Raw genomic sequence first — 22,166 nt, 5'->3', positions numbered from 1 at the left:
GCTACGACCGGATCAGCTCAAGCACTCGGGAGGTGAGGGTGTCGATGGCAAAGGGTTTTGTCAGGACCTGCATGCCTGGTCCAAGTTGCTCATCGCCGATGGCGGCATTTTCGGCGTAGCCAGTGATGAACAGGGTTTTCAGCGTGGGCCTGACTTCCCTGCCTGCGTCAGCCATCTGCCGACCGTTCATGCCGCCGGGCAAACCGACGTCGGTGATCAGCAGGTCGATGTGTACGTCGGAACGCAACACTTTGAGCCCGGCGACGCTGTCACCGGCCTCGATCACTCGGTAGTTGAGGTCGCTGAGAACGTCCATCAACAGCATGCGCACCGTCGGTTCGTCATCCACGATCAGGATGGTCTCGCCCGAGTCCACTGGCGCAATCGATTTCTTGTCCGACTCACGTGGATCTTCAGTGGCTTCACCGTCGTAACGGGGCAGATAGATGCTGATTTTTGTACCTACGCCAACCTGCGAATGGATGCGTACCTGTCCACCCGACTGTTTGGCAAACCCATAGATCATGGACAAGCCAAGGCCCGTGCCCTGGCCAATCGGCTTGGTGGTAAAGAACGGGTCGAAGGCTTTTGCAATGATCTCGGGCGTCATGCCAGTGCCAGTGTCCGTGACACTCAGCGCCAGGTATTCCCCTTCGGGCATTTCATGGGCGCTGGCCGCGTCACGACCCATCCACAGGTTAGCGGTCTCAATCGTGATACGGCCACCATCCGGCATGGCATCACGGGCATTGATGCACAGATTCAGCAGGGCATTTTCCAGTTGGCTGCTGTCAACCAGCGTTGGCCATACGTCCTCCGTCCCTGAGATATGCACCGCAATGCTGGGGCCCACTGTCCGCTGGATGAGTTCGCCCATGCCCACCGTCAAGGTGTTCACATTGGTCGGTCGCGGATCGAGGGTTTGCCGACGGGAGAAGGCGAGAAGGCGGTGTGTCAACGCGGCTGCACGTTTTGCAGCACCTTGTGCGGTGCTGATGTACTTCTCGGTCTCGGTCCAGCGGCCCTGAGCGATTCTCGTGCTCATCAGCTCAAGGGCGCCGGAGATACCGGCCAACAGGTTGTTGAAATCATGCGCCAGCCCGCCCGTCAGTTGGCCTACGGCCTCCATTTTCTGCGACTGACGCAGTTTCTCTTCCGCCTGCATCAGCTCGACGGTTCGCTCAGCGACACGTAGCTCTAGTGTTTCATTGAGTGCGCGCAACGCGGCAGTTGCCCGGTCACGTTCGGCTTCGATGGAGCGCCGGTTTTCTACGTCGATGACCACGCCCGGCAAGCTTGACGGGCTGCCGTCCGGTGCCAGATCGACCCGTCCGTTGGCTTCGATCCAATAGTATTTGCCATCGGCGCGCCGCACGCGGCACTGATGAACGTAGGCACCACCCTTGGCCAACGCCGTGCTGATTGCTTCCTCATGACTGCTCAAGTCTTCCGGATGAACCGAGTCAGTCACTTGCGCGATGCTCAGTCCTTCAAGCCCCAGCGCTGGGTCAAGTCCAAAGGCATGTGAGAAGCCTTCGTCGATGGTGATGCGGTCGTTGGGTACGTCCCAGTGCCAAGTGCCGATAATAGCGCCGGCTGCCAGTGCCAGTTGCACACGCTCCACGTTTTGCCGGGCAATCGCTTCGCTGACCCGCAAACGTTCTTGTGCGTTGCGCCTCTCCGTGACGTCGCTGAAGATAATCGCGATCTGTCTGTCGGCCAGGTCACCCACGCTGACGGCCCGCACGTCAAACCAGCGCTTGAAGGCTTCGGCATAGTTTTCGAACGTGGCCGGTTCTCCGGTCTTGGCCACATGGCCGTAGGTCTCGAACCAGAAGCGCTCCAGGTCCGGAGCAAATTCAGTCACCCATTTGCCGCGCAGGTTGACCCCGGCCTGACGTTCGAAAGCGGGGTTGGCCTCGACGAATCGGTAATCGATCGGCTGGTCGTCGGCATCAAACTTGACCTGGACAATCGCGAACGCTGACTCAATGGTTTCAAGAATGGTTCTGAACCGATCTTCACTTCGACGCAAGGCGTTTTCTGCCGTGCGCATCCGGGACAGGTCGAGCATTGCGCCGATCATGCGCACGGCCTGGCCTTCGGCGTTGCGTATCACATGTCCGCGATCCAGAACATCGGCGTAGGAACCATCCTGGCGACGGAAGCGGTAACCCTCAGTCCAGGCGCTGCCGGTGCCATCGATCAGCGTATGGATAGAGTCGTGAATGCGTGCCCTGTCATCGTGATGAATCTGGGCAATCCACCACTCACCGGTGGTCTCGATGGTCGCCAGAGGGTGACCATAAGCTTCTTCCAGTGCTTCGTTCCACAGCACTTCGTTGGCGAGCAGATCCCAGTCCCAGATGGCATCGTTGGTCGCTTTCGCCGCCAGCCGGTAGCGCTCCTGGGTTTCTTCTATTGCCAGGCCTGCGAGGTGCTCGTTAGTGCGGTCGCGCAAAATCTTGACGAAGCCAAGGTGGAGGTTGTCATCGTCATAAAGCGGCATCATCTCGCCGGATGCCCAGAACTTTTTATGGCCCTTGCGCAGATGCCACCGTTCATCCAGGGCGCGCCCGTCCTGCAGGGCGTAGCGCATCTCGCGTTCTATCTGGCCATTTTTGCGGTCGGCCGGGGTGAAGAAACGTTCAGCCGTCTGGCCCAGCATTTCCTCGGCAGTCCAGCCTAATACCAGCTCTGCACCAGGGTTCCAGTCGGTGATGATCCCGTCTGGACTGGTCACGATCATCGCAATGTCGATGGCGCTTTCGAAGATAGCCTGCTGGCGCGTTTCGCTGGTGGCAAGCGCCGTCGGGGTGTCCTGCACTGAAGACGTGCAAACTGCGGAGGTGCGACTGAAAGGATCGGCATCGCTGGCTTCGGTTGGCACTACAGCGGGATGCTCTGGATTGACTCCAGCGTCCTCAAGGGCTTTGCGCAGGCGTACGACTTCAGCCTCAAGCTCTTCGCGAGTCAGGTCTTTCAAAGCATTTCCCACGTTGGCATTGTTGCTCCTTGATGACCGCGTCAGGCAGAACCGTCGGGTTTCGCACGCACTAACTCTTTATAGCGCAGCTGGCTAATCCGCTTTTTTCGAAAAGATGAAGGAGCTGATCAGGTCGTTAACCCGTTTATGACTTGTCCACACTGAAGTCGGTTCCAACGGTTATTTGAATCGCGGGCAGAATCGGGCCAGCGGGGCGTGTGCGCCGGGCGGACTGAGTTCAGGGCACAGAAATAAAAACGCCGCTTTCTCGTTATCGAGACAAGCGGCGTTTTCTTTAGGCGAGCAGTCTTGCTTTATCGCTCGTCTAGTCAGCTGAACATCACAGCGCGCTGTTTACTGCGCGGTTTTCAGCTTGATTACATCACCGGAGATGGTAGTGGTGTAACCACTCAGAACCCAGGCCCAGAACCAGTTTTCCTGAACTTGAGTGTTGATCATCGCGTCACCGCCTTTAGCGTCGATGGCGGATTTCTGAGCACGGACGAAGCGGCTGTTCTGACGGATCGGGATAATGCCGAACAACATCAGGCCAGTGGCGCTTGCTTCACTGTGGCCCAGAACGGTGTATTGATTGCTGTCGTAGTGCGGGGATTTGATCGCGGTGCCGGTGCAGCCTGCCAGGGCAAGACCGAGAACTGCAGATGCGGCAACTTTGCTGATGTACTTCACTGGGGAAAACTCCATAGCGGAAAACCCCGGGATCCAATTTCTCGGGGGCGACACTTTAACCGCACTTCCTACAGATTGGAACGATGCTTCCTACAAGGGCTAGCGCTATGTCATGCATCGCTGCGTGAAGATGGAACGTAATGCAAAGTTGCGAAGCCGGATGGTTAATGCGCCGGGATTGAGTCGTTACTCGTGTCGACCACACGAATGCTGTCGCGCCCCTCACGTTTGGAGGTGTAAAGCGCAGCGTCACTTTGTTCGATCAATGCCGCCAGGCTGGCAGGAGGATGCTCGAACAGGTTGGCGCCGATACTCAGTGTAACGGCCTGAGGCGTGATAAACGTCTGTGAGGTGGTTGTGTGGAACTGGCTGCGCAGCTCATTGCCGAGCGCCAGCACCTTCTCGCGAGAGGTGTTACTCAACAGGATGACGAATTCGTCACCGCCCAGTCGTGCCGCCAGTGCGCCTTCTGGCAGAACCGAGCGGATCATCTCGCTCAAGGTGACAAGCAGGCGGTCGCCCGCGGTGTGCCCGAACAGGTCGTTGACCAGTTTGAAGTTGTCGATGTCAATCAGCAGCAGAGCGCAGGGTCGAGCGCTTGTCACCTGATCGAGCAGGCGCGGAGCCCGGACTTCAAGCGCTCTGCGGTTATACAGCGCCGTCAATGGATCCCGGGCGGCCAGTCGGGCGATTCGCTTTTCTCGCCGGTAGCGTTCGGTTCCCGTCATTGAAAGGGCGATAAGCATGATTGCCATCGCCCCCTCGACCAGTGAAATCTGAATGATCTCGCCACGAAAAGCAGCGAGATCGATCAGCGTGCCCGGGACAACTGCCGGTATCGCCTTGGCAATATAGAAAAGGCCATGTACCAGCAGCACATAACGTAGCTGAACGGCCCCGATACTCAGTGACTTGCCATGGGGACGCAGGAGGGCACTGGCTCGCAACGTCAACAGGGCGACGAGCAGAGAGTTGACTACCAGCATGACTTTGGACCATGACGGATCGCTCGGCAGTAAAAGCAGCACCAGCCACACCCCGGGGATCAGGTACCAGGCTCGTGATAAACGCGTTTCCGTGAAGCGTGCCACTCCTAATAAAAACAACCCGTGGGCCGCGACCAACAGGCCGTTTGCCACCCATATGCCTACCAGCAAAAAGCCGCTCGCGCGTAACAGGGCAAGGGTTGACCCCACGCTGATCGTCGCAAAACCGGCGCTCCAGAACAGGAGTGAAGATTCACGCACCGTACGCCACTCGACTGCCAGATAGAGTGACGCCGCGGCAGCGAGTGCGATGGATAGGACCAGCAGCGTGGGTGGATCGAGCGCCATGAACTGACGGGCCTTTCTGATGGGTGATAAAGGCGGAATTGTATGCGTTTGCGCAGATATTTCAGAGCGTCTGGTACAACATTTCTCTGAGGCAAGACCATCGGAGCGATAAAAGTGAATTTCTCTGTCGGCGCTGGCTCGATAAGGAGCGGCGCTGCCGAAATAATCCGATCATCCCTATTTTTTATGGCTCGTAATCCTTTACGGCCGGGAGTATTCAATGACCACTTCTTTCAAGACAGGCGACGCCGTGCGCTGGAACTCCGAAGCGGGTGAGATCCATGGCAAAGTGACCAAAGTCCACACGAAAGACGTAGAGTTCATGGGCAAACACCGACCAGCCTCGAAAGATGATCCTCAATACGAGGTCAAGAGTGACAAGACCGGGCATCTGGCGATGCATTACGCCGGTGCTTTGCATCGAGTGTGATGAATCAGCGATGTCGTCTTTAGACCGGGCGGCACCCCATTCAAGCGCAGGACCTGACTGAACTGCGCGCTGCCAACGGCCGGGCGAGACTGAGCAGCCCCAGCAACGCCAGTCCTGCGCCGACCCACAGCGGAGCGCGCAGGCCATAGCCTGCATCGATGGCGGCGCCACCGGCCCAGCTGCCCAAGGCGAGCCCTGCGGTTATCACCGAGGTATGCAGGGTATTCACCAGTGCGCCGGGCTCGGCGGCCTTCATTACCCGTGCGACCATTGCCGGGTTCAGTGCCACGCCGGTCAGGCCCAGCAGGATGAAACAGGTCAGGTTCAGCCAGAGGTGATTACCTGCCAGCGCGAAACCCGTCAACGCGAGTACCAGCAAAAGCAGACCCCAGCCGAGTGCCTGGAAGGTGTATTGATCCGCGATGCGGCCGACGATCATATTGCCCAGCAGATTAGCCACGCCATATAAAGCCAGCATCGGGGCGACGTGGCCCGGCGCCAGGCCCACCTCTTGAATCAGGATCGGCGTGCAATAACTGAATGCTGCAAAAGTGGCACCGATGATCAGCCCGCTGGTGAGGTAAGCGCCCCACAGGCTGCGGCTTTTCAAGGTGGCCCACTGTCGGCTTAGCGCCGGTTCGCTGCCTGCTTCGCTGGAGGGCAGACGCGCCGCAGCCAGGGCGCTACAGATCAGCGCCAGGCCTACGACCAGCCACGAGCTGGCACGCCAGCCATAATGGTGCTCGACCCAGGCCGTCAACGGCACTCCCGCTACCGGGGAGAGCATCAGGCCCGCAAGCACCACCGACACGGCACGACCTCGAACTTCGCGTGCGACCAGCCCGGCGCATACCGTCAGGCACAGCCCGATACACGCGGCGCTTGCCACGCCCATCATGATCCTCGCGAAAGCCAGCACCGGATAGCTGGGCGCAATTGCGGCCAGAATCCCGGCAGCTACATAGACCGCCAACAGGCCAACCAGCGCACGCTTGTTGCTGATGCCCCGGCTGAGCAGTAATACCGTGACAGGAGGCCCGCCCAACGCCATGCCCAAGGCATAGAAGGCAATGAGGTTACCCACTTGCGCGAGGCTGACCGAAAACGCATCGGCCAGCGCGGGCATCATCCCGGCAACCATGAATTCGGCGGTTACCAGAGAGAAGATCGTCAATCCCAACAGGTAGACAGTAGAGGGCAGTTTGGAGGGGCGGGTCATGCTGGTCATGTTGGTTGCAGGCGTCTCGGTCTTGAACAAGGCCCGCTACCCTAGGGAGAGTTGATCAAATGGTCAAATAACTGTTGGGTATAGGGCCTTGCCTTAAAGATGGCCAAAAGCGGCCCCGGTGTCCATGAAGCCGCGCTGTGGCTCATCAAACAACATGCAAGCAACTGGACTGAAATGCATTTTCTGTAGGAGCTGCCGAAAGCTGCGATGCGTTTCTCCTGATACACCGCGATCGCAGCCTTCGGCAGCTCCTACAGATCCTGTATTTAAAGTGCGACAGCCAAATCAGAGGGCATGCCCTGATATGAGTTGATCAACTAGCGTTTTTGCTTTCAGCAGCACCCAACACGCCTTTCAACAGAAGGTGCTCAACCTCCGGCGTGCGCTGATTCGCTGCACCCAGATACTCGATCAGTTCAGCAGCACGGCTGCCACGCAGGCCTGCCGTGGTGATCTCACCGTCGCGCACGTAGGTGTAGAGCCCGGATACCGCAAAGGCTTTGAGCTGGGCGATGTGTTCGGACTGTCCCGCCAGTGTTGCCTGAAACAGCGGGCTCTCGAAGAAGCGGCGCCGGGCCAGTGGGCTCTCGAAGGCTATTTCCATGATCACAAGTTCTGCTCGCGCGGGGTTGGCGTAGTGCGCGACGTTGGGGGCAGGGGGATGCATGCCGTCGTTGTTGAACGGTTGGGTCAGATGCAGGCGCAGCTTCAGGACTTCGTCCGCACCGGCCAGCACATCAGCCAATTCAGTTGCCAGATAATCCTTCAACTGCGCAAGACTGGCGCGCGGGCTGAAATGCACGTGAATGCGGTCAAATCTGTCCGTGCCGTTAAAGGTTTCGTCGTTCAGGCGATTGACCAAGGTTGACGAACCGTCTGGCAGGTCGTAGGCCAGGGTTTCCTCGAACATGTTTTGCTCGTCCGAGAACAGTATCGGGCAGACGGCCTGAAATTGTTTTTGATCCTGAGCAGAGGCGAATCCAATTTCGACGCCGCCATCCAGTTCGTAATCAGTTATCTCTTTAATGCCATCGGCCAACGGCCACAGATGGGCATCCTGATTGCGGGAAAAATGGTGCTGAATATACAAGCCAAGCCCCGGCAGACGGGAACAGAGCGGGCCATGCACGTCACGCCAATAAGTGGCGAAGACGTCGTGTGGCACGCGCTCGCGTCGTTTGACCGTGGTGTAGCTGTTGATCTCAATCATGACGTTACCTTCAAGTTGGGGAAATTATCGGCATGAAGTTGAGAGTGGGAAGGTGGTGAGTCGTTCGGTTTTTCTATCGGTGGATCCAGCAGGATGACCCGCACACCCTTCAGAACTGGCACACTTGCAGGCATCCCCAGCTAGCCCGGAGCTCATGCCTTGACCCGCCTCGATCATCTCCAGTTGATGGCCAGATACAATCTCTGGATGAACGACAAGCTGTATTTCGCTGCTGCGAGCTTGCCGACGGAAGCGTTGAGCGCAGACCGTAATGCTTTCTTCGGTTCGATTCTGGGAACGCTGAACCATCTGCTGGTGGCAGACACCATCTGGCTCAAGCGCTTCGCACGGCACCCGGCAGGGTTTCCAGCGCTGGATGGGGTGTGTGGTTTACGTGACCCTCAGGCCTTGAACGAGCAGATGTTCAACAACCTGGCGGAACTGACCGCCCAGCGCAGACGGATGGATCAGGCCATCATCGATTGGGCCGCAGAGCTTGAAGAGGACGATCTGGACGTCGTGCTGCATTACACCAATACCGCCGGTGTGCCGGCTGCGCGAAACTTCTATGGCTTGCTAATCCACTTCTTCAATCATCAGACCCATCATCGGGGGCAGGCGACAACATTGCTGACGCAGGCCGGAGCTGATGTTGGCTCTACGGATTTGCTTGGGCTGATCCCAAGTCTGGACTGACGGCCATAACGGGCAATGGCTGGACGCTATGAAGACCTTGGGCTAACTTTGCGCGGCTGCGGATCGGCTGCAGCTGATGTGCATTAACGTGTGAGAAACACCTTTAAAGGAATGAAACCTGCCAATGAAACTCTCCACTTTGCTGCTTCCCATCGTCACCTTGTTTGCCTCTGGCAATGCTTTAGCCGCCAGTGACCCGCTGAAGGATTACCTGAGCTGCGGCCCTCAGTCGTTTCCGGTCATTGCGCAAGAACCTTTCAAGTCGTTGGTTCCTTCCAAACAGGAAAATGGGCGTATCACCTTGCAAGGGGGGACCAAAAGCGAAACGGGGCAGCGTTGGGTATTCGACAAGCCAGTCGTTGTTAGCGGACTTTCACTGACCGGTTTTTTTGCCGATGACATGGATCTGATGGGCTCCCGTGTTATCAACTGGGGCTTCTACGTTCAGCAAACCCCGGAACAAGTTGCCGCTTCGTTGAAAAAATCGCACTCGGTGGAGTTGCTGTCTGCCAACGGTGTGTTGGCGAGGCCGGAAGTCTGGTCTGAAAAACAATCGAAGTGGCTGTCTGAAACCTCCGGCGACACCGCAGGCAAGCTGGTAACCGATACGTCAGAGCGTGTTTTCATGGTTGAACCGGCCCCTGCTGATCTGTCTGCAGGTAGCAAGGCCATGGTGACGTGTTCCGTTCAGGGCAAGATCAGCGACGCGGCACTGAAGTCGACCCGCCCGGATCTGCGCTAACCCGATAAATGCCAGATCCACGCCTGTCTGGCTAAGGGGCGCTGCGTTAAAGCCGCGCCTCCTCGTACTGCCGTCCACTCAAGGCCGAACCGGTATAGAATTCACGGCCCCGGAACCCGCTCGTTCAGCATGTATCGTTCAGGGCAGGGAACTCAATGTGCCATCATGTGCTCGTAGTACCCGAAGCAACACAGACCCTCTCTGTGACCGACATCAAGGCCACTCGATGTCCGCCGATAACCTGACATAAATACAATGCTGATCCGCTCCACGCCAGACTGCCGCGGCTGCGATGCATCACCCCACTGAGGCTGCTTGATGAACACCCTATCGGCGAGTGACCGTGCGCAGCTGTTGCGTGAAACCACCGCACAGTTCTGGCAGCACATCGTGCCCATCGTGCAGATCGCTTTTTGTATTCATCTCGTTCTGTTTGTCTTGTTCAGTGCGTTGAAAGTGCCGTTGCTGGCAGTGGGCAACGGGTTCAGCATTCTGGCCTATGTGGCCTGTCTAAGAGCCATCCGCGCCGGGCGTTACAGCCTGGCTGGCACGCTGATGAGTGGAGAAATCATCCTCCATGCCTTATTGGCGACCTGGATACTGGGCTGGAACAGTAATTTCTACTTCTACCTTTATTGCGTGATCCCGATCGTCGCATTCAGTTTCCATAGTGCGCGCCGACTACGGCTGTTGCTCAACCTGGCAATTCTTGTGGTATCAGTGGGTGGCTTCGCGCTGCGTGGGCATATGGGAATAAATTCTGGCGTGGCCCCGCAGATACTTGATGTACTCGGCATCATTAATGTATTGACCGCCGTTGGCGTTTTGTTACATGGCACGGCCTTGTCGGTACGCTTCACGCGGTCCATGCAACTGAACCTGTTTCATACCGCCAATCGTGACAGCCTGACCAACCTCTATAATCGGCGCAGGGTGATGCTCGGTGTGCGGCAGTTGGCCAGGTCGGTGCCTTCAGCGATCATTCTGCTGGACATCGACCATTTCAAGCAGATCAACGACCGCCTGGGCCACGAACAGGGTGACCTGATCCTCCAGCGTGTGGCCGAAGCCATCAACAGCAATGTGCGTGGGACAGATGTGGCTTCTCGTTGGGGCGGCGAGGAATTTCTGGTGCTGATGCCCGATGCCTCTGAACAGGCCGCGCAGGTGGTGGCTGATCGAATCCTGTTGCGTATACGCGAATGGGTCGGGCAAGTGGATCAGGGACCACTCACCGTCACGGCAACCCTGGCTGTGAGCGAAATCCGTTCGGGAGAAAGCTTTGAAAGCGCGCTTAATCGAGCGGATCAGGCGTTGTATCAAGGTAAGCAGCAGGGGCGTAACAAGGTGATGTTGGCGGGGTAAGCGTGGGACGGGCTTCAGCCGGGAAAGCTGCCTGGCAGACGCTACACGGGCAGCAGCTGTTCCGGCCTCTTCCCGGCTAAAGCCGGTCCCACGTCAGTTTTGCGGGCAAACAGCGAATCTCATTTCAATTCAGGTTCAGCTCATCACGCGGGAAATTGCAGCGCGTTGGTCAGGTCGCCCATGGGCGTTTGTCCGCGAGCGATCATCGCTTGATCCCGCTCCTTGAGGCCATCGAGCTTTTCCAGGCCATGAACCCGGGTGATCAGGCGCAGGATTGAGGCGGTGTCGTAGACGGTGTGATCAACCGTGCCTTTGCGCGCGAAGGGCGAGACCACCAATGCCGGAATGCGCGTGCCCGGACCCCAGCGATCGCCTTGCGGGGGCGCCACGTGGTCCCACCAGCCGCCGTTTTCGTCGACGGTGATGACAATGACCATGTTTTCCCACTGCGGACTGTTGCGCAGCACCTTGATCACGCGGTCGATGTGCCGATCACCTGCGGCGACATCTGCGTAACCGGCGTGCATGTTCAGGTTGCCTTGAGGCTTGTAGAACGTGACCGCAGGCAGCTTGCCTGCTTCGGCATCGGCGAGGAATTTATTGCTGCTGACCTCATCGCCCAGTCCGCCATCGCGCAGGCGTTTCTTGCGCTCGGCCGGGTTTTGCGGCCCTTGCTGAACGAAGTAGTTGAACGGCTGATGGTGGTACTGAAAGTTGGGGATCTTCGGGATACCGGCAGAATCCTTGAATTCATCCAGCGTGACCTGCCAGGCACCTGCGTACCAGGCCCAGTCGATGTCCTTTTTCGACAGTTTGTCGCCAATGTGTTCGTGAGTCTGTGGCACCAGCACGTTAGGCAGGTCCGGTTTGGAGTAGTCCGGTTTTTCCGGGTCACGCAGCCAGGTTGGCCAGAACGGCGGTGCCAGAGTGTTAACCGCAAAGCCATCGGGCGTCAGTGCGCTGGGGCCGAACTGCGGTGCGCCGGTCATGGCGCTGGCCGGGGATTGGTCCAGTGGCTTGAGGCGCGGATCTTTCGGGTTATCGCTCTGCAATTGGGCGATCTGTGATTTGGCTGCCGAGTTGGCAGCATCCGGGTAAACCGGCGCGGTGGCGGCGATCAGGTACTGGTGGTTGAGGAAAGAGCCGCCAAAGGCACCCTGGAAGAAGTTGTCACAGAGCACGAACTCCCTGGCGACGTCCCACAGGCGTAACGAATACTGACTTTGCGCGTAGTAACCCATGGGCAAACCGCCCGAATCGGCCCAGGCGACGAAACGGTCATTCTTGCCACCGTTGATCTGCATCTGATTCTGATAGAACACATGCCACAGGTCCCGAGTAACAAGGCTAAGCGGCAAGTCTTCGCCATTCATGCCTTTGAGCGGGAAGGGTGCATTGGGCAGGTTCTCCTGAAACTGGCCGCCAGCGGGGTAACTCACGCCGTCAACAGTTTGAGGTCCCAACTGCAATACGCCGCCCCAGGCCGGTGGCAGGGTCTTCAGCAGTGAGCCATCCCGGTCGCGTTGCTCATAGTCGGCGGGCTTCAATGATGACAGGGGCTTTTCCACGCCGGGAAAGTTGCCGAACAGATTATTGAAGCTGCGGTTTTCGGCGTAGATCACCACGATGGTTTTGACGTTGTCGCGCAGCGCCTTATCCAGCGCCATACCGGTCAGAGGTGCGGCGTTGGGCGCTGATGCAGGCGGTTTTTCCTGGGCTGTCGCGTAGCCGCCCAAGGTCACACCTGCCCCTAATGCAGCCATGCCGCCCAGAAAGCGGCGACGGCTTGGGTCGGTCTGCGAGTTATCGTCTGGTTTGTCGCTCATCGTGGATTACCTGCCCAGTATAGTGTTGCCAGATATTTCAGGCGAGGGTATCCACGCTATATGACGGTATTGCGACAATCCCTGCTGCACGCTGTGTCAAGGGACATCTTCAGGTGCGTGGTGCCGTGTAACGATCAACGATCTGCTGGATTTCACCCGAAACCCTCATGCGCACCAGGGTGCGCAGGATTTTCTGCGTCGGCAGGCTGGGGTCGTTACGGATAATGCAACCGGCCGGCTGATCAGCGATCAGGGCGACGGACTTCAGTTGTTCATCAGGGGGTAAGTCACGGTTGAGCCAGTCCAGCACCAGTTGGCTGGCCACTGCGTAGTGATAGCGGCCCGCGACCAGTTTTCGAAGTGTCTGCTCCTGATTGCGGGCGTCCTCGCGAACCAGTTGATGGTTATCGAACAGGTATTGCAGGTCGGGGTAGTTGTAGCCCAGCACCGTACCGATGGTTTCATTATCAAACTGCTCGGGGTAGGGGCCTGCGGCGGTTGCGGCGGAGGCGATCAGCAAGTCGCGCTGATAGATGATCGGTAGACTCCAGAAGTAATCACCCGAGAGGTTCGGCACCCAGGCCTGGGCTGCGTAGCAACGAATGTCGATCTCACCGCGCTCCAGCGCCGCCTGAACCCGCAGTCGCGGCATCACATGGTATTCGGCTTCACGGCCTACCTGGCGCGCGAGGCTTTGCATGATGTCGAACAGGATTCCGGATGTCGGTTGATAGTTGTCCAGTTGAACCAGCGGCATCGACCAGCTTTCCGCTACCGAAAACCGCAGTGGCGGTTCCGTCGCATCAACAGGCAGGGCAATCAGCAGCAATAGCGTTATTAGAATGATACGGGTTCGTCGCATAGAAGGTCCCTCAACTACGAGCCATGTATAAAACGCTCTCTAAAGACCCGATTACCGCGTGTCTTCACATCCATTTGCACAGCTTAGTCAGAATAGAGGAGGACACCAGATGCAATTTTGCCCCTGCTCCGCTAGCATTAGCGGTCTTCCGCTTCCCAGTTGCGACGGTTTTCGATGAGTTATCAGGTTCTTGCACGTAAATGGCGTCCGCGCTCGTTCCGCGAAATGGTCGGCCAGACCCATGTGCTGAAGGCTCTGATCAATGCCCTGGACAGTCAGCGCCTGCACCATGCCTATCTGTTCACCGGCACCCGGGGGGTGGGCAAGACCACTATTGCGCGGATTATCGCCAAGTGCCTGAACTGCGAAACGGGCATCACGTCGACACCATGTGGCACCTGTTCGGTGTGTCGCGAGATCGACGAAGGACGCTTTGTCGACCTGATCGAGATCGACGCCGCAAGCCGCACCAAGGTCGAGGACACCCGAGAACTGCTGGATAACGTGCAATACGCCCCGAGCCGCGGGCGCTTCAAGGTCTACCTGATCGACGAAGTGCACATGCTTTCCAGCCACTCGTTCAACGCGCTGCTAAAGACCCTTGAAGAGCCGCCGCCGTACGTCAAATTCATCCTGGCGACCACTGATCCGCAAAAACTGCCGGCGACGATTTTGTCCCGCTGCCTGCAGTTCTCTTTGAAGAACATGACGCCGGAGCGTGTGGTCGAGCATTTGACCCATGTGCTGGGCGTCGAAAATGTGCCGTTCGAAGACGACGCACTGTGGCTGTTGGGGCGTGCTGCCGACGGCTCCATGCGCGATGCCATGAGTCTCACCGATCAAGCGATTGCTTTCGGTGAAGGCAAGGTCATGGCTGCTGATGTACGGGCCATGCTCGGTACGCTGGATCACGGTCAGGTGTTCGATGTGCTGACCGCCTTGATTGACGGCGATGCCCGCAGTTTGCTGGAAGCTGTCCGGCATCTGGCCGAACAGGGCCCGGACTGGAATGGCGTGTTGTCGGAGATTCTCAACGTGCTGCACCGCGTGGCGATTGCCCAGGCGCTGCCCGAGGGTGTCGATAACGGCCATGGCGATCGCGACCGGGTACTTGCCCTGGCTCAGGCATTGCCGGCCGAAGACGTACAGTTCTATTACCAGATGGGTTTGATTGGCCGTCGTGACTTGCCTTTGGCGCCTGATCCTCGCGGCGGCTTCGAAATGGTCCTGCTGCGCATGTTGGCATTTCGTCCCGCAGACAGCAGTGATGCCCCGAGGCAGCCGCTAAAGACAGTGGGAATCAACCCGGCCACAGTTGATTCCCCACAACAAGTGGCCGGTGCGGCAGCGGTCGCGCCGGTAGCAATTGCTCCCGTACAGGCAGCCGCTCCGGTTGTTGCAGCGCCGGTGGTGGAGCCCATCGGCGAGGCCGAGTTGCAAGCACCTGCGCCGACTCCTGTGGCAGCCACTCGTGAACCTGAGCCGGTCGAGGAAGTTGACCTGCCCTGGAACGAGCCGCAAGCGTTGCCGCCAGTAGCCGAGGAGGAGTCCGAGCCTGAGCCGGTTGCTACGCCTGCACAGGAGCTGGTTGCCGAGCCAGTGCTCGACACAGTGGGCGAGCAGCCTGAATTGACACCGATGCCAAGTCCCGCGCCAGCCAGTCCGGTGCCGGATGCGCCGGAGGTTGAAGCGTCACAGCCTGAGGTCTCTGCCGGGCAGGCCGTTACTCCCGCAATGCTTGAAGCCATCCCCGATGCCTATGTTCCTGCGCCGATGGATCGCGACGATGAGCCACCACCGGATGATGATTACGTCGAACCTGATGTGGACATCGACCCGGCGTCCTATAGTTTCCTCGATGAACTGGCGCACGAAACGGTCACTGAAGCGGTCGAAGCTGAACCGGCTCCGGCGGCAAAACCGGCGACGGGTCTGGCTGCTGAATGGCTGGACATGTTTAACAAGTTGCCGATTTCCGGGATGACCAGCAGCATTGCCTCCAACTGCACGCTGGTCGCGATGGACGGTGATGACTGGTTGTTGCACCTGGATCCTGGCCACAGCGCCTTGTTCAACGCGACTCAGTTGCGCCGTATCAACGATGGCCTGAATCAATTCACCGGGCGTACGATCAACCTCAAGATCGAGTTGATCAAGCCCGAGCAGGAAACCCCGGCCCAGGCGGCTTCGCGGTTGCGTGTGGAGCGTCAGCGGCAGGCGGAAGCGTCGATTCATGCTGATCCGTTCATCCAGCAGATGCTTGAACAGTTTGGCGCCGTGATCCGGGAGGATACGATCAAGCCTGTGGACGCCCCGATCCAGACTCATTAACTGAAGGTGTGATGCCCTATGGCAACCCACCGGATACAATAATCAACTTTCGAGGAGATATCCCATGATGAAAGGTGGCATGGCTGGCCTGATGAAGCAGGCACAGCAAATGCAGGAAAAAATGGCCAAGATGCAGGAAGAACTGGCCAATGCCGAAGTGACCGGCCAATCGGGTGCAGGCCTGGTCAGCGTCGTGATGACCGGTCGCCATGACGTCAAGCGCATCAACCTGGATGACAGCCTGATGCAGGAAGACAAGGAAGTTCTGGAAGACCTGATCGCTGCCGCCGTCAACGACGCGGTACGCAAGATCGAACAGGCCAGCCAGGAAAAGACTTCCAGCATGACCGCTGGCATGCAGTTGCCACCGGGCATGAAGCTGCCATTCTGATTGCTGGTTGTTGCCAAAAATGCCAGGCCAAGTGCCTGGCATTTTTGTTTGTGCAAAAAGATCCGTATAGCGAAGACCCTGTGGGAGCGGTGCTTGCCCGCGATACAGGCGCTGCGGTGGTGCAGATGAACCCGGTTGCTTTCATCGCGAGCAAGCTCAGCTCCCACACGAATCACTGATGACGTGGGACCGGCTTCAGCCGGGAATACGCCGGGACAGACGATGAATCTTCATCGGCAGAAATACCGCCTTCCCTGCTAAAGCCGGTCCCACGTCATCGAATTAGCTTGCGAGCAAACATGGAATCTCCCACACGAATCACTGATGACGTGGGACCGGCTTCAGCCGGGAATACGCCGGGACAGACACTGAATCTTCATCGGCAGAAATACCGTCTTCCCGGCTAAAGCCGGTCCCACGTCGTCACATTGGCTTGCGGGCAAACACGGAATCTCCCACAAATCCCCCCATTGGTATCCAACCGAACGCCATCGGCTTCAGACGGTCTGTTCTTCATACCCCATAGAATTCATTCCCAAGGAGCCGCTTTGATGACCCAAGAATTGATTCTTAACCAGCGAATTGTCCTGGCCTCTCGTCCGGTGGGCGCACCGACCCCGGAAAACTTCCGGCTGGAGCGCGAAGCGCTGCCGGATCTGCAGGAAGGGCAAGTGCAGTTGCGCACTCTTTATCTGTCGCTGGACCCTTACATGCGCGGACGCATGAGCGATGCACCTTCTTACGCTGATCCGGTTGAAATCGATGCGGTGATGGAAGGCGGCGCCGTCAGCATCGTCGAGCAGTCGCGTAATCCTGCATTCAAGGTGGGTGACCGCGTGGTTGGCCAGACCGGCTGGCAGACTCACAGCATCAATGATGGTGCTGAGTTGAAAGTGATCCCTAAAGACCTGCCCAGCGATTCCATGGCTGTAGGCGTATTGGGCATGCCTGGCATGACCGCTTACATGGGGCTGATGGACATCGGCAAGCCACAGGCAGGCGAGACACTCGTCGTTGCTGCAGCATCTGGCGCTGTGGGCTCCGTAGTGGGGCAGGTGGCCAAGTTGCAGGGCCTGCGCGTAGTCGGCGTTGCTGGTGGCGCGGACAAGTGCCGTTATGTGGTTGATGAGCTGGGCTTCGACGCCTGTATCGACCACAAGAGCGATAACTTCGCAGAAGAACTGAAGCAGGCTTGCGGTCAAGGCGTCGACATCTATTTCGAACTGGTGGGCGGCAAAGTCTTCGATGCGGTATTGCCGCTGCTCAACCCTCGCGCAAGGATTCCCGTGTGCGGCGTGATTGCGCAGTACAACGCCCAGGGCGTACCGGAAGGGCCGAACGATCTGCCACTGCTGCTGCGTACGATGTTGACCAAGCGTGCCCGTATGCAAGGCTTCATCGTGTTCGAAGAGTACGGTGATCGCCACGAAGAGTTCTTCCGCGAAATGACGCCACTGGTCACTCAAGGCAATATCAAATTCCGTGAAGACGTGGTGCAGGGCCTTGAGCACGCGCCAGAAGCCTTTATTGGTCTGCTGGAAGGGCGCAACTTTGGCAAGTTGGTGGTTCACGTCTCTGACGCATGACGTAACCCTTGATTGACGCTGTAGGCAGGGCGCGGGTATAAACCGCGTCTTGTGTTTTTGTCGGACCTTTCTCCATGAGCTTCAGCCCACTGATTCGCCAACTGATCGATGCCCTGCGTACTCTGCCGGGTGTCGGTCAAAAAACTGCGCAACGCATGGCGCTGCAACTGCTCGAACGTGATCGCAGTGGCGGTTCACGACTCGCGCTGGCGTTGAGCCAGGCGATGGAAGGCGTTGGGCATTGTCGACAGTGTCGCACTCTGACCGAAGACGATCTGTGCCCGCAATGCTCGGACAACCGTCGGGATGACACGCTGCTGTGCGTGGTGGAAGGGCCGATGGATGTCTACGCAGTGGAGCAGACCGGCTATCGCGGTCGCTACTTTGTGCTCAAAGGCCATCTGTCGCCGCTGGACGGGCTGGGTCCTGAGGCCATTGGCATTCCACAGCTGCTGGCACGGATCAACGAGCAGGGGACCTTCAGTGAAGTCATCCTGGCGACCAATCCTACGGTCGAAGGCGAAGCCACCGCACACTACATCGCGCAGTTGTTGACCAACAAAGGCCTGATCACTTCACGTATCGCTCACGGCGTACCGCTGGGTGGCGAGCTGGAACTGGTGGACGGCGGGACATTGGCGCACTCCTTTGCAGGGCGTAAGCCAATTGCGTTGTAAACATCGACACTAATCTGTAGGAGCTGCCGAAGGCTGCGAAGCATTAATTCTGACACGCCGCCATCGCAGCCTTCGGCAGCTCCTACAGGTCCACTGTTGCCTCCCCCACGGACAACGGCGCAGCCACTATCAAGCAAACCACAACAATCTGATCAGAGTGTTTTCTGTAGCCAACGTGTTGGCGAAGCGGAATATCGAGCTATGTAGGCCCTGCGTCTCGCCAACAAGTTGGCTCCTACAGGGCATGTTTGTTCAGGGAAGACACGGTGTCAGCCCGACAGATATCTACTCCGTCAACCCAAAGCTCGTCAGGCAGAACGTCGGAATCTGCAGGTCTTGCAGGCGTTTCGAGCCGCCCAGCTCCGGCAGATCAATGATCGCAGCAGCTTCGTGGATCTTCGCGCCCATTCTGCGGATCAGGTTGGCAGCCGCGATGAGCGTTCCGCCAGTGGCGATCAGGTCGTCGAACATCACCACCGAGTCGCCATCGCACAAACTGTCGGCGTGTACTTCCAGAAACGCTTCGCCGTATTCAGTCTGATACCCCTCTGACAGCACGTCAGCAGGCAATTTGCCCTGCTTGCGAAACAGGATCAGCGGCTTGTTCAGCTCATAAGCCACAATCGAACCGATCAGAAAACCCCGGGCGTCCATCACGCCGATGTGGCTGAAGTCAGCCTCGATGTAACGCTGCACGAAACTGTCCATCACCAGCCGTGTGGCTTTGGGAGACTGGAACAGCGGGGTGATGTCGCGAAAGATGACGCCCGGTTTGGGGAAGTCCACTACCGGGCGAATGAGGGATTTGAAGCTGGCTTCGTCGAAAATCATCAGGTAATCCAGGGCAGGTCGTCTAAACGCTAGTCTAAAGCCGCTCGCCCTGAATCGCACCCTCAGCTTTCGATAGCCCCGCCTGCCAGTGCGCAGAGCTGGATCGGATCAAGGATTCTGATCTCTTTGCCCTCGGCGGCAATCAGTTCGTTTTGCTGAAAACGGGTGAAGACGCGTGAAACGGTTTCCACCGCCAGCCCCAAGTGGTTGCCAATTTCGTTGCGCGACATGCTCAGGCGGAACTGGTTGGCCGAGAAACCCCGGGCACGGAAGCGTGCGGACAGATTGACCAGAAAAGTCGCGATGCGCTCGTCGGCGGTCTTTTTCGACAGCAGCAACATCATTTGTTGATCGTCGCGGATTTCCCGACTCATGACCCGCATCAACTGACGACGCAGTTGCGGCAGTTGCACCGACAATTCGTCCAGGCGCTCGAACGGAATTTCGCAGACCGAGGTGGTTTCCAGCGCTTGAGCGGACACTGGATAAGCATCCGCGTCCATGCCCGACATGCCCACCAGTTCGCTTGGCAGATGGAAACCGGTCAGTTGTTCTTCGCCACCGTCACTGATATTGAAGGTCTTCAGCGCGCCGGAACGTACTGCGTACACCGAGCCGAACGTGTCACCCTGACGGAACAGGAACTCGCCTTTTTTCAGCGGTCGGCCGCGTTTGACGATCTGGTCCAGGGCGTCCATGTCCTCGAGGTTCAAGGAAAGTGGCAAGCACAGCGAAGCCAGACTGCAATCCTTGCAATGGGCCTGGGTATGAGCGCGTACTTTGACTGGCTCGGGCATCACTTTATTCCTTGTGGTAATCACACATAAGTCATAAGGGTAACTCACCGGGGACTGTTCAGGCCAGCGACGAGCCGTCGAGTGGCTATCAAGCTTTGCGTGCTTTGGTCGATAGTTCTGGCTAATCCGCCTTATCAAACAGGTCGCCGCTCATGTGGTCATCCGCGCTTACCGCCATCAGTCGGGCTTTTCTGGCATCCAATGCCGCTGCGCAGAAAAGCGCTGCCGAAAAGGCCGCGCCACAGAGCACGTCCACCGCGCAGGCCTCGCAGAGCGTGGAGGTCAACCTTTCCCCGGCTGGTCTGGCGCGTGCGGCGTTAACGGGCTCGACCAATGCTGATATCAAGCAAAGTGGTTTGCCGGACTCGGTGCAGAAGGTCCTCATCTCGTTGCGTGACACCCAGAAAAGGCTGGAGCAATCGAATACCGAGTTGCAAAAGACGATAAACGACAAGTCCCTCAGCCCTGACATGCGCCAAGCCAAGGCGGCTGCCCTGCAGACCGTTTCGGCGATTTATCAGCGCCAGATCAGTACCTCCGCCAGCGATCTATCCAATGTCATGAACGCGTTGCAGCTGAAGTCAGCCGACAAGGCCAAAGCCAGCATGCTGATGCTGGCCAAAATGTAAGCGAGCGGCCCATCCTGTATGAGCTGCCGAAGGCTGCGAAAGCGATCCTTCTGACACACCGCCATCGCAGCCTTCGGCAGCTCCTACAGGTCAGCGCCGCTCATATCACCCGTGAAAAACGCTGGCGATTCTGCTGGGTCAGGTAAGCATCGAACACCATACACACTGATCGCACCAGCAATCGGCCCGCGGGCAGCACCTCGATGCCTGTGGATTTCAGGCTGATCAGCCCGTCGTTAGCCATGCTGGCGAGTTGCGGCCACAACGCGCTGAAACAAGTTCGAAAGTCGATATCGAACCGGGTTTCGATATCGGCGAAATCCAGGCTGAAATGGCAGATCAATTGCTGAATCACCGCTCTGCGCAGGCGATCGTCCTGATTGCAGACGAGGCCGCGCTTGGTCGCCAGTTGGTCGCTCGCCAGCTGGTTTTGATAGTCGGCCAGGTCGTTGCTGTTCTGGCTGTACAGATCACCAATCTGACTGATCGCTGAAACCCCCATGCCAATCAGGTCGCAGTGGCCGTGGGTGGTGTAGCCCTGGAAGTTGCGTTGCAGGGTCAATTCCTCCTGCGCAATGGCCAGTTCATCATCGGGCAGGGCGAAGTGATCCATGCCGATATAGCGGTATCCGGCTTTGGTCAGTTGCTCGATGGTGTGTTCCAGCATCTGCAGCTTGGCTTCCGGCGTTGGCAGATCGCTGCTGTCGATTCGCCGTTGCGGCATGAAGCGCTCGGGCAGGTGCGCGTAATTGAACACTGACAACCGGTCGGGTTGCAGGGTAATGATTTCGTCCACGGTGTCGGCAAAGCCCTGCGGCGTCTGTTTGGGCAGGCCGTAGATCAGGTCGATGTTGATCGACCGAAACTGCAAGGTCCGTGCGGCATCAATAATCGCCTGGGTTTCTTCCAGACTTTGCAGGCGATTGACCGCCCGCTGTACCTGCGGGTCCAGATCCTGCACCCCGAGGCTGACCCGGTTGAAGCCCAGTTCGCGCAGCAACCCCATGGTCGACCAGTCAGCCTCGCGCGGGTCAATTTCAATCCCGTAGTCGCCGGAGTCGTCATCCAGCATATTGAAGTGCTGGCGCAGATGGCCCATCAATTGGCGCAGTTCGTCATGGCTGAGAAAGGTTGGTGTACCACCGCCAAAATGCAGTTGTTCGACCACCTGACCAGGATCAAGGTGGCTGGCGATCATCTGGATTTCATGCTCAAGCCTTTGCAGATAAACCTGAGCGCGACCGCGATCCTTGGTGATGACTTTGTTGCAGGCACAGTAGTAACAAATGTTGGCGCAGAACGGGATATGCACATAGAGCGACAGCGGGCGGATTGCCTTGCGGCTGTCGCGAAGTGCATGCAGGAAGTCGAAAGCGCCGACCTGTGTGTGAAATTGCACCGCTGTGGGGTAGGAGGTGTAGCGTGGTCCCGCCAGATCGTAGCGGCGAATCAGATCAGAATCCCAACGGATAGCGTCGAGCATGTGGGCGTTCCCTGGGTAGGCTGGCAGTGTCGGTCAGTCTAGAGAAACGCGCTCTCGATCCTTTGATATGGG

19 protein-coding genes are annotated in these 22,166 nt (G+C 58.0%); 9 read left to right on the top strand and 10 right to left on the bottom strand.

Translation table 11 applies throughout. The annotated features are described in order from the left end of the window. Position 1 precedes the first annotated feature (1 nt). From H8S59_RS03120 to H8S59_RS03110, 3 genes are all read right to left on the bottom strand, one after another. Positions 2-2,998, bottom strand: coding sequence for a PAS domain-containing hybrid sensor histidine kinase/response regulator (locus H8S59_RS03120; protein ID WP_187520485.1), 2,997 nt, complete (start codon positions 2,996-2,998; stop codon positions 2-4). A 342-nt stretch (positions 2,999-3,340) separates the two neighbouring features. After that, positions 3,341-3,676, bottom strand: a complete 336-nt coding sequence (locus H8S59_RS03115; protein WP_027899264.1) for a hypothetical protein — start codon at positions 3,674-3,676, stop codon at positions 3,341-3,343. 164 nt (positions 3,677-3,840) lie between these two features. Then, entirely contained in the window at positions 3,841-5,010 is a 1,170-nt protein-coding gene (locus H8S59_RS03110; RefSeq protein WP_187520484.1) for a GGDEF domain-containing protein, read from the bottom strand. Between the two features lie 220 nt (positions 5,011-5,230). Between H8S59_RS03110 and H8S59_RS03105 the strand changes: the two genes are divergently transcribed. Then, positions 5,231-5,440 (top strand): hypervirulence associated TUDOR domain-containing protein, encoded by a 210-nt coding sequence (locus tag H8S59_RS03105; protein WP_187520483.1) that lies wholly within the window; start codon positions 5,231-5,233, stop codon positions 5,438-5,440. A 40-nt stretch (positions 5,441-5,480) separates the two neighbouring features. Here H8S59_RS03105 and H8S59_RS03100 read toward each other — a convergent pair whose 3' ends face one another. Together H8S59_RS03100 and H8S59_RS03095 are read right to left on the bottom strand one after the other, a co-directional pair. Then, a complete protein-coding gene (locus tag H8S59_RS03100; protein ID WP_343073031.1) occupies positions 5,481-6,698 on the bottom strand; it encodes an MFS transporter in 1,218 nt (405 codons plus the stop codon). A gap of 283 nt (positions 6,699-6,981) precedes the next feature. After that, positions 6,982-7,878 carry an EthD domain-containing protein gene (locus H8S59_RS03095; RefSeq protein ID WP_187520482.1) on the bottom strand — a complete coding sequence of 299 codons (897 nt, stop codon included), beginning with the start codon at positions 7,876-7,878 and terminating at the stop codon, positions 6,982-6,984. Positions 7,879-8,037: 159 nt separating this feature from the next. On the opposite strand from H8S59_RS03095, the gene H8S59_RS03090 reads away from it, so the two are divergent. The 3 genes from H8S59_RS03090 to H8S59_RS03080 all read left to right on the top strand — a co-directional run bounded on the left by H8S59_RS03090 (position 8,038) and on the right by H8S59_RS03080 (position 10,681). After that, positions 8,038-8,574 (top strand): DinB family protein, encoded by a 537-nt coding sequence (locus tag H8S59_RS03090; RefSeq protein ID WP_187520481.1) that lies wholly within the window; start codon positions 8,038-8,040, stop codon positions 8,572-8,574. Positions 8,575-8,698: 124 nt separating this feature from the next. Beyond that, positions 8,699-9,316 carry a hypothetical protein gene (locus H8S59_RS03085; RefSeq protein WP_187520480.1) on the top strand — a complete coding sequence of 206 codons (618 nt, stop codon included), beginning with the start codon at positions 8,699-8,701 and terminating at the stop codon, positions 9,314-9,316. A 318-nt stretch (positions 9,317-9,634) separates the two neighbouring features. After that, positions 9,635-10,681, top strand: a complete 1,047-nt coding sequence (locus tag H8S59_RS03080; protein WP_187520479.1) for a diguanylate cyclase — start codon at positions 9,635-9,637, stop codon at positions 10,679-10,681. A 143-nt stretch (positions 10,682-10,824) separates the two neighbouring features. On the opposite strand, the gene H8S59_RS03075 is transcribed toward H8S59_RS03080, so the two are convergent. Further along, positions 10,825-12,507, bottom strand: a complete 1,683-nt coding sequence (locus H8S59_RS03075; protein WP_187520478.1) for an acid phosphatase — start codon at positions 12,505-12,507, stop codon at positions 10,825-10,827. A 109-nt stretch (positions 12,508-12,616) separates the two neighbouring features. Next, complete coding sequence (locus tag H8S59_RS03070) at positions 12,617-13,369, bottom strand: substrate-binding periplasmic protein (RefSeq protein WP_187520477.1); 753 nt, start codon at positions 13,367-13,369, stop codon at positions 12,617-12,619. 174 nt (positions 13,370-13,543) lie between these two features. On the opposite strand from H8S59_RS03070, the gene dnaX reads away from it, so the two are divergent. The 4 genes from dnaX to recR all read left to right on the top strand — a co-directional run bounded on the left by dnaX (position 13,544) and on the right by recR (position 18,354). After that, positions 13,544-15,700, top strand: a complete 2,157-nt coding sequence (dnaX, locus tag H8S59_RS03065) for a DNA polymerase III subunit gamma/tau (protein WP_187520476.1) — start codon at positions 13,544-13,546, stop codon at positions 15,698-15,700. Between the two features lie 64 nt (positions 15,701-15,764). Next, positions 15,765-16,091 (top strand): YbaB/EbfC family nucleoid-associated protein, encoded by a 327-nt coding sequence (locus H8S59_RS03060; protein WP_027900954.1) that lies wholly within the window; start codon positions 15,765-15,767, stop codon positions 16,089-16,091. A gap of 551 nt (positions 16,092-16,642) precedes the next feature. Then, positions 16,643-17,677, top strand: a complete 1,035-nt coding sequence (locus H8S59_RS03055; RefSeq protein ID WP_187520475.1) for an NADP-dependent oxidoreductase — start codon at positions 16,643-16,645, stop codon at positions 17,675-17,677. Between the two features lie 74 nt (positions 17,678-17,751). Beyond that, positions 17,752-18,354 carry a recombination mediator RecR gene (gene recR, locus H8S59_RS03050; RefSeq protein ID WP_027900956.1) on the top strand — a complete coding sequence of 201 codons (603 nt, stop codon included), beginning with the start codon at positions 17,752-17,754 and terminating at the stop codon, positions 18,352-18,354. 285 nt (positions 18,355-18,639) lie between these two features. On the opposite strand, the gene H8S59_RS03045 is transcribed toward recR, so the two are convergent. Then, positions 18,640-19,185: an adenine phosphoribosyltransferase gene (locus H8S59_RS03045; protein ID WP_027900957.1), complete on the bottom strand. Its 546-nt coding sequence runs from the start codon at positions 19,183-19,185 to the stop codon at positions 18,640-18,642. A 62-nt stretch (positions 19,186-19,247) separates the two neighbouring features. Next, positions 19,248-19,982 (bottom strand): fumarate/nitrate reduction transcriptional regulator Fnr, encoded by a 735-nt coding sequence (gene fnr, locus H8S59_RS03040; protein WP_095100709.1) that lies wholly within the window; start codon positions 19,980-19,982, stop codon positions 19,248-19,250. 152 nt (positions 19,983-20,134) lie between these two features. Between fnr and H8S59_RS03035 the strand changes: the two genes are divergently transcribed. After that, the gene (locus H8S59_RS03035) at positions 20,135-20,611 is read left to right on the top strand and encodes a chemotaxis protein (RefSeq protein ID WP_095100707.1); all 477 of its coding nucleotides are present in this window, start codon (positions 20,135-20,137) and stop codon (positions 20,609-20,611) included. 100 nt (positions 20,612-20,711) lie between these two features. On the opposite strand, the gene hemN is transcribed toward H8S59_RS03035, so the two are convergent. After that, positions 20,712-22,094, bottom strand: coding sequence for an oxygen-independent coproporphyrinogen III oxidase (gene hemN / locus H8S59_RS03030; protein WP_187520474.1), 1,383 nt, complete (start codon positions 22,092-22,094; stop codon positions 20,712-20,714). Between the last annotated feature and the right edge of the window lie 72 nt (positions 22,095-22,166).

The sequence above is a fragment of the Pseudomonas folii genome (assembly GCF_014357575.1).
In the GTDB taxonomy this organism is placed as follows: domain Bacteria; phylum Pseudomonadota; class Gammaproteobacteria; order Pseudomonadales; family Pseudomonadaceae; genus Aquipseudomonas; species Aquipseudomonas folii.
The sequence above is the reverse complement of the archived record's forward strand: the minus strand, read 5'-3'. Positions and strand labels throughout refer to the sequence as shown.